The following is a 14,497-nucleotide window of genomic DNA, read 5'->3' as shown; positions in this document are numbered from 1 at the left end:
ATTTTTTACTAAATTTATAAAAATATAAGTATAAGATAAAAATTATTTAAATGTCAAAAAATATGGGTAAATCTAATTAAAATAGGAAAAATTAAATTAGCAAATCTAAAAGTACAAAAATTTTAATTTTAAATAAAAAAATTATTAAAATAAGCATATATTTGTAATAGTCTAATTATCTAAATTTATGTATATAATCAATAAATATATGTACAAATTTATAAAAAATGAAAAAAAGTAAAAAAAAATCGATTTTTAAGAAGGATATTAACAAAAAAAGTCGAAATCTGTATAATGTGTATTTGACAAATTTATAATATAATGTAAAATAGATATGTTAGACAAAAATTACACCAGAAGGTGATAATATGAATGATATAAAAGAAATAATAGAAGAAGTTAAAAGTAGATGTGATGTAGCAAATGTTATATCACAGTATATGGCCATAAAACAATCAGGGTCAAATTTTAAGGGATTATGTCCTTTCCATGGCGAAAAAACACCATCATTCTACATAAATACACAAAAGCAAATGTATAAATGCTTTGGGTGTGGAGAAGGTGGAGATGTAATAAAATTTGTTATGAGTATGGAAAATTTAGAATTTATGGATGCACTTAAATTATTAGCAAAACAATGTGGTGTTGAAATTAATACTAATATGGACGAAGAGACAAAAATCAGAATGGAAAAAATCAATAAATTCCAAGACATACATAGAGAAGCAGCTAGATTCTATTTCGCAAATTTAGGAAGTGGTAAAAATCATGGGTACGAATATTTAAGAAATAGAGGGCTAGATGATAAAATAATAAAAAAGTTTGGACTTGGATATTCATTAGCATCATGGAATGCTCTTATGGATTACTTACAATCTAAAGGATATACAAAAGAAGAACTATCAGAATGTGGTTTAATAACATATACCAAAGAAGGAAATAAAGCCTATGATAAATTTAGAAATAGAGTAATGTTTCCAATATTTGATTATAGAGGTAACGTAATTGGCTTTGGTGGAAGAGTATTAGATGACTCTTTACCTAAATACTTAAATTCTCCAGATACTTTAATATTTAATAAGAGACAAAATTTATATGGTCTAAATTTTGCAAGAAAAGATATAACTGATAGAACTGTAGTCTTAGTTGAAGGATATATGGACTTAATATCACTTTATCAATATGGAATAAAAAATGTAGTAGCAACACTTGGAACGGCATTAACAGAGCAACAAGGAATGCTAATTAAAAGATATGCAGATACGGCTATTATATCTTATGATTCAGATGAAGCAGGAGTCAAAGCAACTTTAAGAGCTATAGAAATACTTAATAAGTTAGATATGAATATTAAAATATTGGATTTAAAGGAAACTAAAGATCCAGATGAATTTATAAGAAAGTATGGATTAGAAGAATTTAAGAAAGCTATGGAACTTTCCACTCACCAAATAAAATTTAAAATAGATAATCTTAAAATGCAATTTGATGTACAAAAAGATGATGATAGGGTGAAGTTTGCGAAAGAAGCTTCTAAAATTATAAAGGGAATAAAAAGTCCTGTTGAAATAGACTACTATACTAAATACCTAAGCAGCCAAATTGACATAAGTGCCGAATCTATAAAAAGAGAAGTATATGGTAAAAATTATAATAAGATAGAAAATAAAAAATATCAAAAATATTCAAATAAAAAAGAAGAAAAAGTTATTGAAAAACCAAAGACAATAATAGGTGGTAAAAAAATTGTTGAGGAAAATCTTATAAAAATAATGCTAGAAGATAAAAATCTTAGAGAAATTGCATTATTAAGGCTTGACGAAAATGATTTTTTATCAAAAGATAGTAAAGAAATTTTAAATTTTATAATTAAAAATCAAGAATTGGATAAAATAACTATTGACAAAATTAAAAGTTTAAACATATCCGAAGAATATTTGAAAGATTTAGAGAGCATATCTTTAGATAATATGAACTTAAATAATGTTAAAAATATAGATGAAATAGTAAAAAATATGAAGAAAAATAATCTTCACGAAAAAATTAATATATTGCTAGAAGAACAAAAGACACTTGAAGATAATAAACACAATAATGATGCGAAAGAGGTAGATGGTAAGATTATGGAAATTGCTTTAAAAATAGTTGAAATAAGAAGAACACTACAAAAACTATAATAAGGAAGGAGGCGCGAGTATGGAAAATAAAAACGGTAAAAAAGAATCAAAAAGGATAACGGCAAAAAGTTTAATAGAAAAAGGTAAAAAGCAAGGATCTCTTACTCTTGCTGAAATAATGGAAGCTTTTTCAGAAACTGATTTAGATAAAGATCAAATAGAAAATCTTTATGAAACATTAGGAAACTTAGGTATAGAAGTAACGGAAACAAAAAATGATAAAGTAGAAATTGATTTTTCGGTAGATGACGAATTAGATATGGAAAATATAGATGAAGGTGTGGATGAAGAACTATCTAAAGAAGAAAACCAAATGGATTTAGAACCAATAGATTTATCTTTACCAAAAGGTATAAGTATAGATGACCCTGTTAGAATGTATTTAAAAGAAATAGGTAAAATACCATTACTAAAGCCACATGAAGAAGTTGAATTGGCTAGAAGAATGCATGAAGGTGATGAAATAGCTAAACAAAGACTTGTAGAGGCCAACTTAAGACTTGTTGTAAGTATAGCAAAAAGATATGTTGGTAGAGGAATGCTTTTCTTAGATTTAATACAAGAAGGAAACTTAGGTCTTATAAAAGCAGTTGAAAAATTTGACTATGTTAAAGGATTCAAATTTAGTACTTATGCAACTTGGTGGATAAGACAAGCTATAACTCGTGCTATAGCTGACCAAGCAAGAACAATAAGAATACCAGTTCATATGGTTGAAACAATAAATAAATTAATAAGAGTATCAAGACAATTACTTCAAGAATTAGGAAGAGATCCAAAACCAGAAGAAATAGCTAAAGAAATGGAAATGACTGAAGAAAAGGTAAGAGAGATAATGAAAATAGCTCAAGACCCAGTATCTTTAGAAACTCCAATAGGAGAAGAAGAAGATAGTCATTTAGGAGACTTTATACCAGATGATGATGCACCAGCACCAGCTGAAGCTGCTGCATACTCTTTATTAAAGGAACAAATAGAGGACGTATTAGGTTCATTAAACGAAAGAGAACAAAAAGTATTAAAGTTAAGATTTGGGCTTGAAGATGGAAGAGCAAGAACTCTTGAAGAAGTAGGTAAAGAGTTTGATGTAACTAGAGAAAGAATAAGACAAATTGAAGCTAAAGCATTAAGAAAATTAAGACATCCAAGTAGATCTAAAAAACTTAGAGATTACTTAGATTAGAATTTATTTATATTAAAAATTCGCCTTCACAAAGGCGAATTTTTAATATGTGGAATTGAAATTAATATATTAATGCCAATAATTAATTCTTTTTCCATAATTAATTTCTTTTTGTAAATCTGATTTTAATTTAGAGGCATTTTCATCTTCAGCTTCTTGAATTATTTTTTGATCAGTTTGATTAGACCAAAGAATAGTATTTCCACCCCATTTATAGGTAGGATTATATTCAGATTTACGTTTTTTTATTTTAGGCAATGTAAACACCTCCTAATAATATTATTAGGATTTTATATAATATTATTATAAATACTTTAAATTTGAGAAAGGATGAAAAAATTGAAATTAACAGATAGATTATTAAAAATAGCATCACTAGTAACCAAAGGAAAGAGAGTAGCAGATATAGGAACAGATCATGGTTATATACCAGTTTATTTATTAAATAAAGGACATGTAGATTTTTCAATACTTGCAGATGTAAATAAAGGGCCACTTGAAAATGCAAGAGGTGAAGTAAGACATAATAAGCTTTTAGATAAGGTTGATTTAAGATTAGGTTCAGGGATAGAAGTATTAGAAGTTAATGAAGTAGATGAAGTTATAATTGCAGGTATGGGAGGGATATTAATAAGTGAGCTTTTAGAAGCTAAAACTGAAGTAGCTCACTCAGTAGAAAAATTAATACTTCAGCCTATGCAAGCACAAGATGAACTTAGAAAATATCTTTTAAACAATGGATATGAAATAATCGATGAGGTATTAGTTAAAGAAGATTTTAGAATATATGAAATAATCGTTACTAAATACACAGGAAAAAACACTGTCGTAGAAGATGAAATATACTATGAATTAGGGAAAAAGCTTATAGAGAATAAAGATCCTTTACTTAATGAATTTATAGACAAAAAAATATTTAAATACAAATCTATATTAGATAAAATAGATGGTAAAACTGGTGAAGGAATAGATAAGAAAAGAGAAGAAAGCTTACATATAATAGATAAGCTTGAGAAGTTAAGATAATATTATAAACTATATGGAGATGGTTAATATGAAATTAAAAACTCTTATAAAACAAATAGAAAATAAATATCCACTAAATTTAGCCTATGATTGGGACAATGTAGGTCTTTTAGTTGGAGATTTTGACTTAGAAGTGAAAAAAGTAATGGTTAGCTTAGAAGCAAATGAAAGTGTGATAGAAGAGGCTATTAGTAATAATATAGATTTAATAATCACTCACCATCCCTTTATATTTAAGAAGATGAACAAAATAAATACATCTAATCTAAAGGGAAAATTAATACATAGACTTATAAAAAATGATGTAGCTCTCTACTCAATGCATACAAATTTTGATATAGCATCTGATGGTTTAAATGATTATTTTATAGAAGTAATCGGGTTTGAGAATTCTAAAATATTAGATGTTACAAATACTGAAGTTTTATATAAGCTTGCAGTATATGTTCCAAATAGTCATGTAGAGATAGTAAAAAGCGCCTTAGGAGCATCTGGAGCAGGTCACATAGGTAATTATAGCCATTGTACTTTTAATAGCGAAGGTATAGGCAATTTTAAGCCTCTAGATGGTTCTAATCCATTTATAGGTAATGAAGGAATGATAGAGTCTGTAAACGAAGTTAAAATAGAAACTATAGTTCCTCAAAGAATTCTAGGTGGAGTAATAAGCAAAATGATAAGTTCTCATCCTTATGAAGAAGTAGCTTATGATTTATATAAGCTTGAAAATAAAGGAAGTTCTGTTGGACTGGGAAGAATTAGTAAACTAAATGAAAGTACTACATTAGAAAATCTATCTAACTTAATAAAAGAAAAGTTAAATATGAAGCATATAAGAATTGTAGGAAATTTAGATACATCAATTAATAAGGTAGCTGTAGTAACTGGGTCTGGAGCTGATATGGTTAAAAAAGCGTGTAGGAAAGGAGCTCAAGTATTAATAACAGGAGATGTAAAATATCATGATGCACAAGATGCTATTGATATGGGGATGTGCATAATAGATTGTGGGCATTTTGAAACAGAAGATATTTTTAAAGATGTAATGAAAAGATTTTTAGATAATATTGAAGAAATAGATGTTATTAAGAGTGATATATACTTAAATCCATTTAAAATAATATAAAATTATTAATGATTAATAGTTGACAATATGAAAATATTAGAATATTATTAAAATAATAAATCCTTTGACAAGGAAGAGTAACTAAATTTAGATTCAATATAGAGAGCTGAGGATGGTGGAATCTTAGCAAGAAAAAATTTAGTGAATGGACCTTAGAGGAGTAAATTGAAATCATATTTATGAGAGTAGACTTTACCGTGTGTCGCGCGTTATAGCGAATAGGGTATGATAGTACCTGAAAATGAGAGATATATGGTATAAATGTATTTTTTTACCATATATAAACTAGGTGGCAACGCGGATAATCTCCGTCCTATTAATTTAGGGCGGAGTTTTTTTATTATAAAAAAAGGTAGGTGATGGTAATGTTATGAAAGTTTGAACTTAGTGATAATGATTTGTCAGACTGGAAAATTAAAAATTTATTAAATTGCAAAATATTAGGAGGATACAATATGAGAACAAATACAAGAAAATTAGCTCTAAATTCAATACTTTTAGCTATAGGGCTATTACTACATCAAATAACACCAGCCTTAGGATTACCAATGCAACCAGATATGGCACTTATAATGCTATTTACAATAATGATATTAAATAAAGAAGATTATAAAATATGTTTAGTTGCAGGAATAGTAACTGGAATATTTACTGCAATGACTACTAAATTCCCAGCAGGTCAAGTACCTAACATGGTTGATAAAATAATTACAGTTAATTTAATATACATGCTAATGTATATTTTATATAAATTACCATTTATAAAAAATTTAAAAAATAAACATCAGGATTTAATAGTAGCATCAGTAATGCTACCAATAGGAACATTATTAAGTGGATGTGTATTTTTATTATCAGCTCAGATATTAGTTGGTTTACCAGGATCATTTGAAACTCTATTTTTAATAGCTGTAGTACCAGCTATAGTAATTAATTTATTAGTTGGACTATTCTTATTTAAGTTAGTAAATGTTTCTATAAGTAGAGGTGGATACCAAAGGGTAAATAATAAGTAGTAAAAAAGCAATAGTTAGCTTTAGAGGCTAACTATTGCTTAATAAAAGAATGAATTAATAAAGTCAAAAAATAGCCATATAAGTAATAATATTGTAGCTATTAGAAATATTTTTCCAAGTGGAGTAGCAATATTTATAGTCCATCCAATTCCAAACCTTTTTTGAACCATAAAAGATGGATCATTAGGATTATTGTAAATAGAGCCAAAAATCCAATAATTCTCATCATCATCAGGGCTATAAGATGATGTATACTTTGAGTTTGGAGATTTTAAATAAATAATAGTTAAATATGTAGTAGAGAAAATAGTAACTAAGAAAGTTAATATTGTAACTACCATATTTAAATTTGATCCATAGATAGAAGCTATTAACGAGTTTATAATAGTTAAATTAATAGAAAGTATAACAGCTAAAAAAGTATATCCAATTTTATTTAAATATTTAATATTTTCTAATCTACTTTGCTCAATATTTTCTGGATTTACTCTTACTCTAGATTTTATAGTGCTAAGAGCCATAAAGGATAATAAAATGCTAAGTACAAATTGAGCAATTATTAATAATATTATATTAGTATAAGATTTCTTAATAAAACTATCTGCAACACCCATAAAATTCCAATGAACTGGAATCATATCTGGAATTTTAGAATAGTTATTAAAAGTAAAAATAGATGCTATACATATTATAAAAATTGGTATTAAATATATATATCTAAACTTCTTAATAATTTTATCTTTTTCATTTATAAATTTAACATCTATTATTGATTTAGAAGATAAATTTACATTACAATCTCCATTGATTTCTAGTAATTTGTGCTTTAAATTTTTAGTTTTATTGTGAATTTTAATATATACTAAAGAGCTATATGCTATAACTGATAATATAAAAAATGTAAAGGAAAAGTATCCTTTATTTAATATAAATATAAGAAATAAGCATATCAAAAATATGGACAAAAAACCGATATTTAAAAGTTTCTTATACTCTTTACTTAATGATTTAAATTCTTCTTTATCTGTGTAATCCTGATTTATAGAAACACCAAAAAATTGTCTGTTTCCTGTAAGTGATTGCATATTATAAAAAAGCAGATATATAATAATTAAATGTGGAAGTAGCATCATTAAAGATCCAATTTTACTCATGATATTTCACCTCATAGCTATCAAATAATTTCGAACTTAAATTCATAAACTCTTCTTTGTTCATACCAGATAAATAGCACCTAGCTATTAAAAGTTCTAAGTCTATCTTATTTTTTTCAAGTGTTTCATTACTTTCTTTCATAGGAAGCGTTGCAACTACTGCACCTTTTCTTCTATCAATGTTTAAAAATCCTTCATCTTTAAGAGCATTATAAGATTTATTAACTGTATGAAGGTTAACACCTATAGTTTCTGCCATACTTCTAACTGATGGAAGGGATTCATCTATTTTTAGATCACCTTTAGCGATTGATTTAATTACTTCATTACAAATTTGTGTATAGATTGATTTATCACTATTAAAATCTAGATTTAAAATCATATTTTCACCTCCGAAATAACTGTTATATATATGATATAACAATACTAATGATAAAACAATATTATTATTAAAACATAAAATAAAACCTCTTATTATGTTGAGGTTTTATAATCTATTCAATATTATTTTTTTATATCATAAACAGCAGCTTCCAGTAAAATATCAGCTTGATTTGTAGTAATCTTATTATCTGAAAGCTCAGCTAATTTATTAATTGCCAGTTCTTTTTTATCGATACCAGCTAATTGAGGATTTGATTGCTCTATAGACATAACAACTTTTTGAGCTAAATCATAATAGTGTTTTGTTTTTTCTGATCCAATTTTGCTATTTAAAAAATTTATTAAATAGACTCCTCCAACACTTATAACTATACTTGCTATACTTAATAATAAATTAAATAAAGTTGAATACATTAAAATAAATCTCCTTTCTGTCAAAATGAAAAAAATGTAAATTAAAAATAATATAATTATTATTGAAATAATAGAAATACTATAACTATAATATATGACAATTAAGAAGGAGAATTACTATGATAAAATATTTAATTAAAAAGAAAGTGAAAAGAGAAGCAGAAGAGAAAGGTAAAAAAATGTTATTATATTCTGGTGTAGTAATAACAGGTGTTGGAGCGTATTGTTCATATAAAGCGATAAAAAAATATAAACAAAATAGAAACAGTGAAAATTATTTAGATGATTCAGAGTATGATATTTATGCTTATGATGAATATGGATGTGACCATGAATGTGGCTGTGAAAGCTATGAAGAAGTGAACGAAGAAAATTTTCCTAAAGATGAGTTAGAAGAAAAAATAGAAGAATTTAACTCAAGAAGAATAACTGATGAAAATACACCAGATGCAGATGTTAATGAAATGGAAAGTAAATTAAATAAAGTAGGGAATAATAAAATAGATATAAAAATAAATGAAAATAACTATAAAGAAGATGATTATAATAAATATGATCATTATGAAAATGATTTAAAAAAATAGTACTAATGAAAACAAGTTCTTTAAGAACTTGTTTTTTTTATGTGACTAATATGTAATTTTATAGATTTAAATATTTTAGGTATAATATATTTAAATAGATTTAAAGAAGGAGAAAATTATGATAAAAGTACTTATGGTGGAAGATGATAATACTATTGCCTTTGGTGTTAAGTATGCTCTAGAGCAAGAAGGATTTAATGTAGATATATCAAAAAATTTAGAAAGTGGTAGAGAAAATCTTAATAATAATGAATATAGTATAATTCTTTTAGACGTAACCCTTCCAGATGGAACAGGTTATGAACTTTGTAAAGAGATAAGAGATACATCAGAAGTTCCAATAATATTTTTAACGGCTTGTGATGAAGAAGTAAATATTGTTATGGGATTAGATATTGGAGGAGATGACTATATAACAAAACCTTTTAGAGTTAGAGAGTTAATTTCTAGAATAAAAGCTGTTTTAAGAAGAAAAGGCGGATATAATAAAGAAAACAAAAAGATACTAAAATTTGGAGATTTAAGTATTCATACACTTGAAGCAAGAGTTTATAAAAACAATGAAGAAATATTTTTAACATCTGTTGAGTACAAGCTTTTATTAATTTTAATTCAAAATAAAAATACAGTTCTTAGCAGAACACAAATATTAGAGAAACTTTGGGATGTAACTTATGATTTTGTTAATGACAATACACTTACAGTTTATATAAAGCGTTTAAGAGAAAAGGTAGAAGACGATTCATCCAATCCAAAAAAGATAATTACAGTTAGAGGATTAGGATATAAATGGGTAGGGTGTGAAAATGATGTTAATATTTAATCCGGAGATAAAAAGCTTTTTAAGAAAATATATATTGGTATTTATTATTTTTATAACTATATCATTTGGAGTTAGTATACTATCGTTAAATATAATAAAAAACAATGTAGTTGAAAATAATCAAGCTATAATTGGGAATATAGTAAATAAGTATCCAGATTTAGAAAAAGATATAGTAACTATAATGACTCAAGGAAGGGATAAAAATAATATAGAATTAGGTAAAAGTATACTAGCTAAATATAATTACGATGAAAATTTAGATTTAAATAAGGAATCAATTATAAGCAAAAGTTTAAATGATATTATAAAAATAAATAATTTATTTGTAGTTCTTATATTTTTTATTATTTTAATGTTAGTTCTAATATATTTTAAGAAAATATATAAAGATATAAAAGATATGACAGATTATGTTTATCTTAGTTCGGAGGGAATAAAAGTTAATATGGTAAATATAAACCAAGAGGGACAAATAGGGCTTTTAAAAACTGAACTTATTAAGATGACTACTATACTAAGAGAGAAAGTTCAACTTCTAAAAGATGAAAAGATATTTTTAAATAATACAATATCAGATATATCACATCAATTAAGAACTCCTATGACATCTCTTATGATATTAAATGATTTAATGTACGATGATATACCTAATGAAGTTAAGTTTGATTTTTTAGATAAAATAAAAAATCAGCTAAATAGAATGGACTGGCTTATAAAAAGCATGCTAAAACTATCAAAAGTTGAAGCAAAGGTTATAAACTTTAAAAAAGATGAAGTAATAATTGAACATCTTATAAATAGAGCAATTCAGCCTATATTAATTCCAATGGAGATGAAAAATCAAGTATTAACGATAAATGGAGAAACATCATCAAAGTATATAGGAGATATAGATTGGTCAGTAGAAGCATTACTAAATATAATAAAAAATTGTGTAGAACATACTCCTAAAGGTGGAAGTATAGAAATAAAATATGATGAAAATCCATTATTTGCAGAAATTATAATAAAAGATAGTGGAGAAGGTATAGATAAAAAAGATATAGCACATGTATTTAAAAGATTTTATAGAGGTAAAAGTAGTAGCAAAGAAGAGAGTGTAGGAATTGGACTTGCTATGGCAAAATCAATAATAGAAAGTCAAAATGGAGATATATTCGTAAAAAGTCAAAAAAATAAAGGAACAGAGTTTCATATAACTTTCCATAAAAATTATGGTGACTAATATGTCACCTTAAAGTTCACTTTTTAGTAAGGTGAACTTTGTAAAATAAAAGAATAAAGTTAATAATTTGTGGAGGTAAATATGGAAATTTTAAGAGTAGAAAATTTAACTAAAAGTTATGGAAAAGATGAGACTAAAGTTGATGCGCTTAAAAACGTTAACTTATCAATAAATAAAGGAGAATTTGTAGCAATAGTAGGCCCAAGTGGAAGTGGTAAATCTACCTTACTTCACTTATTAGGTGGAGTAGACAAGCCAACCAGCGGAAAAGTATTTATAAATGATGTTGATATATATAGTTTAAAGACGAAGGATTTATCAATATTTAGAAGAAGAAATGTAGGACTTATATATCAATTTTATAACCTAATACCAGTGTTAAGTGCAAAGGAAAATATATTACTTCCTGCAGAACTTGATAATAGAAAAATACAAGATGAATATTTAAATGACTTACTAAAAACATTAGGACTATATGAAAGACAAAATCATTTACCAAATCAACTATCAGGTGGACAACAGCAAAGAACATCAATAGGTAGAGCATTGATAAACAGACCTGCAATAGTCCTTGCAGATGAACCTACAGGAAATTTAGATAGTAAAAATTCAAAGGAAATATTAGAACTATTAAAGTTATCAGTAAAAAAATACAATCAAACCCTAATAATGATAACTCATGATAATAATATAGCTCTTCAAGCTGACAGAGTTATAACTATAGAAGATGGAACTATAAAAAGTGATGAGGTGATATAAATGAATTTATACACATCGTTAACTTTAAGATACTTAAGAGAAAATAAAAAAAGAACGATAGTTACCATAATAGGAATAGTATTATCTACTGCACTTATTTGCGGAATTGGTAATATATATGCAAGTTTAATGGACTATGAAATGAGAACTACTGTTAAAAGAGCAGGGGATTTTCATGCAACTTTTTATGATGTTAAAAAAGAAAACTTAGACTATATTACTAAATCTTCAGAAGTTGAAAAGTCTGGATTTAGCAGTGAATTAGGATATTCAAAGATAAATAAAAATACTAGTAATTTATTAGAGGTAAAGGCTTTTGATAAAAATGTTTTTAATGGATTTCAAATTAAATTAAAAGAAGGAAAATTACCTATAAATAATAGTGAAATAGTATTAAGTGAAAAAGCATTAGTAGCTTTGGATAATAAATATAAAGTAGGAGATAAAGTAACATTATCAATAGGAGATAGATTTGACTCTAAAGGGGAAAAGTTAACTGGATATTGGCTAAGTGAAGGCGAATATATAAAAAATACTAAAGATAGAGAGTTTAAAATTGTTGGAATAATAGAAAATCCAGGATTTGAATCTGGAAGCTTAGTTAGTTGTGCTATAACATACTTGGATACAAACAAATTAGAAAAAAATAATCCTATAAATTTATCAATTAATATAAGTGACCCCAAAAAAGTATATGAAGTAGTACCTAAAATAGCAAAAAATTCAAATTTCAAACTAGAAAAAAATGAATGGGGAGATTATAAGAACTTAATATATAATGAACATTTATTAAGATTATTAGGTGCAAGCCAATTTGAGAATATAAACGGTGGTATAGAGCAGATAGTAATAATGGTTTCATCGTTAGTTATTATATGCACTGTAGCCACAGTATACAATTCATTTAGTATATCAATAGGAGAGCGTAAAAAGCAATTTGGGATATTAAATTCTATAGGTGCAACAAGTAATCAAATAATGAAGATTGTATTTGCAGAAGGGCTTATAGTGAGTATAATTGCTATACCGATAGGTTTAGCAGCAGGAACACTTGCAATAGATCTTGTATTTAAAATAATAAATGGTTTATTTACTCAATCATTTATAGCAGATTTAGGATTAAAAGTGGTATATAATCCACAAGTTATAATACTTAGTGCTATAGTAGTTTTAATAACTATATTTATATCTGCAATACTACCTGCAATAAATGCAGCTAAAGTATCTCCATTAGATGCTATAAAAAATACTTCAGAGTATAAAATAGGTAAGGTAAAAAACTCAAAATTAATTAAATTAATTTTCAAGACTGAGGGAGTATTAGCTTATAAAAATTTAAGAAGAAATAAGAAAAAGTTTAGAATAACTTTATTTTCATTAATCATAAGTGTAGTAATATTTGTAACATTCTCTGGATATATGAAAATTATGATGAAGGCAGATTCTATAAGATTAGGACAAATGACTTATGATATTTTAATTGAATCAAATGATAGTCCTAATAAAATAGATAATGATAAAATTGATGAAATAAAAAATATTAAGGGAATAAAAGACTTTTCTGTAATTCCTAGATGGAACTATGGTGATATTACATTAAATATTAATGAAAAAAATATAAATAATGATAATAAAGAATTAGTAGAATCTATGTACTCTAAAGTTAAGAAAAGTAATGATTATGTATACGAATTTATTAATAGTGAAATAATTTCGCCAGGTGATACAGCTATAAGTAATTTAAAATTAAAACAGGGTAGTTTTGATAAAGAAAGTGCTATAGCTGAAAATGGAGTAATACTAGTAAATACAAACTATCAAGAGTCAAAAGGTAAAAAATCAGAGCTAAATTTAACTAACTATAAAGTTGGAGACACTATAAAAGGCTACAGATTATATTATAATGAAGAAGCTCAAGAAGAAATAAAGGAAGAATTTGAAGTAAAGATAATGGCAATAACTGATGATCTTGTTACAGGGCGTAACGAATATAAAAGTAAAGGGTTAGATCTTATAACATATGATGAAGTTTCAAAAAATATAGGATATGAACCTAAAAAAAATAATATATTCATTGAATCTGATGGATCTAAAAATACAAAGGATGCTATAAAAGAAATAGCAAAAAAGTATAGGTATAGTGTACAAGACTCAACTGAAGAAGCGTTAAAGATGAAACAAAACTATATGGCAATGCAAATATTTGTATATGGATTTGTATCTGTTATATCTTTAGTAAGTATAACTAATATAGTAAATACTATAAGCACAAATATAAATTTAAGAAAAAGAGAATTAGCTATAATTAGTTCTATAGGAGTTACACCTCAAGGGTTTAACAAAATGATATATTTAGAAAGTTTCTTATATGGAGCATTATCATTAATTTATGGAATACCAATAGGTATTGGGCTTATCACTATAATGAATAATACCATTTCAGAAGTAATAGAATTTAACTTAATACTTCCTTGGGAAGCAATAGGGATATGTATAATAGGTACATTTATTATAACTTTTATAGCATCATATATACCGATGAAAAAAATAAACAAAGAAAATATAATAGAAAATATAAGACAAGAGAGTATATAGAAATTCAAATTAAATATAAAAAACTCTT

At 25.9% G+C, this 14,497-nt stretch carries 14 protein-coding genes and 1 other annotated feature; of the genes, 10 read left to right on the top strand and 4 right to left on the bottom strand.

Going from position 1 to position 14,497, the window contains the following annotated elements; translation table 11 throughout:
- The first annotated feature begins 368 nt into the window (after positions 1–368).
- Positions 369–2,177 (top strand): DNA primase, encoded by a 1,809-nt coding sequence (gene dnaG / locus JNUCC81_RS13330; protein ID WP_454093926.1) that lies wholly within the window; start codon positions 369–371, stop codon positions 2,175–2,177.
- Between the two features lie 19 nt (positions 2,178–2,196).
- Positions 2,197–3,360 carry an RNA polymerase sigma factor RpoD gene (rpoD, locus tag JNUCC81_RS13325; RefSeq protein WP_454093925.1) on the top strand — a complete coding sequence of 388 codons (1,164 nt, stop codon included), beginning with the start codon at positions 2,197–2,199 and terminating at the stop codon, positions 3,358–3,360.
- 69 nt (positions 3,361–3,429) lie between these two features.
- On the opposite strand, the gene JNUCC81_RS13320 is transcribed toward rpoD, so the two are convergent.
- Positions 3,430–3,618, bottom strand: coding sequence for a hypothetical protein (locus JNUCC81_RS13320; protein WP_454093924.1), 189 nt, complete (start codon positions 3,616–3,618; stop codon positions 3,430–3,432).
- An 81-nt stretch (positions 3,619–3,699) separates the two neighbouring features.
- Here JNUCC81_RS13320 and JNUCC81_RS13315 point away from each other — a divergent pair, with 81 nt between their 5' ends.
- From JNUCC81_RS13315 to JNUCC81_RS13305, 3 genes are all read left to right on the top strand, one after another.
- Complete coding sequence (locus JNUCC81_RS13315; protein ID WP_454093923.1) at positions 3,700–4,386, top strand: tRNA (adenine(22)-N(1))-methyltransferase; 687 nt, start codon at positions 3,700–3,702, stop codon at positions 4,384–4,386.
- A 28-nt stretch (positions 4,387–4,414) separates the two neighbouring features.
- Positions 4,415–5,512 carry a Nif3-like dinuclear metal center hexameric protein gene (locus JNUCC81_RS13310; protein ID WP_454093922.1) on the top strand — a complete coding sequence of 366 codons (1,098 nt, stop codon included), beginning with the start codon at positions 4,415–4,417 and terminating at the stop codon, positions 5,510–5,512.
- A gap of 55 nt (positions 5,513–5,567) precedes the next feature.
- Positions 5,568–5,831 (top strand) — a binding site (T-box leader).
- A 136-nt stretch (positions 5,832–5,967) separates the two neighbouring features.
- The gene (locus JNUCC81_RS13305; RefSeq protein WP_454093921.1) at positions 5,968–6,528 is read left to right on the top strand and encodes a tryptophan transporter; all 561 of its coding nucleotides are present in this window, start codon (positions 5,968–5,970) and stop codon (positions 6,526–6,528) included.
- 38 nt (positions 6,529–6,566) lie between these two features.
- Here the strand turns inward: JNUCC81_RS13305 and JNUCC81_RS13300 are convergent, their stop codons facing one another.
- The 3 genes from JNUCC81_RS13300 to JNUCC81_RS13290 form a co-directional block, all read right to left on the bottom strand.
- Positions 6,567–7,682: a DUF5808 domain-containing protein gene (locus JNUCC81_RS13300; protein WP_454093920.1), complete on the bottom strand. Its 1,116-nt coding sequence runs from the start codon at positions 7,680–7,682 to the stop codon at positions 6,567–6,569.
- Positions 7,675–8,064 carry a GntR family transcriptional regulator gene (locus JNUCC81_RS13295; RefSeq protein WP_454093919.1) on the bottom strand — a complete coding sequence of 130 codons (390 nt, stop codon included), beginning with the start codon at positions 8,062–8,064 and terminating at the stop codon, positions 7,675–7,677. The genes JNUCC81_RS13300 and JNUCC81_RS13295 overlap by 8 nt, the downstream gene beginning before the upstream one ends.
- A gap of 122 nt (positions 8,065–8,186) precedes the next feature.
- Complete coding sequence (locus JNUCC81_RS13290; RefSeq protein WP_454093918.1) at positions 8,187–8,480, bottom strand: phage holin, LLH family; 294 nt, start codon at positions 8,478–8,480, stop codon at positions 8,187–8,189.
- A gap of 119 nt (positions 8,481–8,599) precedes the next feature.
- Here JNUCC81_RS13290 and JNUCC81_RS13285 point away from each other — a divergent pair, with 119 nt between their 5' ends.
- From JNUCC81_RS13285 to JNUCC81_RS13265, 5 genes are all read left to right on the top strand, one after another.
- Complete coding sequence (locus JNUCC81_RS13285) at positions 8,600–9,064, top strand: hypothetical protein (protein WP_454093917.1); 465 nt, start codon at positions 8,600–8,602, stop codon at positions 9,062–9,064.
- A gap of 118 nt (positions 9,065–9,182) precedes the next feature.
- On the top strand, positions 9,183–9,887 hold the full coding sequence (locus JNUCC81_RS13280) for a response regulator transcription factor (protein ID WP_208331349.1): 705 nt from the start codon (positions 9,183–9,185) through the stop codon (positions 9,885–9,887).
- On the top strand, positions 9,871–11,115 hold the full coding sequence (locus JNUCC81_RS13275) for a sensor histidine kinase (RefSeq protein ID WP_454093916.1): 1,245 nt from the start codon (positions 9,871–9,873) through the stop codon (positions 11,113–11,115). The genes JNUCC81_RS13280 and JNUCC81_RS13275 overlap by 17 nt, the downstream gene beginning before the upstream one ends.
- Before the next feature lie 81 nt (positions 11,116–11,196).
- Positions 11,197–11,874, top strand: a complete 678-nt coding sequence (locus JNUCC81_RS13270; protein WP_454093915.1) for an ABC transporter ATP-binding protein — start codon at positions 11,197–11,199, stop codon at positions 11,872–11,874.
- On the top strand, positions 11,875–14,469 hold the full coding sequence (locus tag JNUCC81_RS13265; protein WP_454093914.1) for an ABC transporter permease: 2,595 nt from the start codon (positions 11,875–11,877) through the stop codon (positions 14,467–14,469).
- Positions 14,470–14,497: the final 28 nt, after the last annotated feature.

The sequence above is a fragment of the Faecalimicrobium sp. JNUCC 81 genome, assembly GCF_053667625.1.
This window is presented reverse-complemented; position numbering and strand designations above follow the sequence as displayed.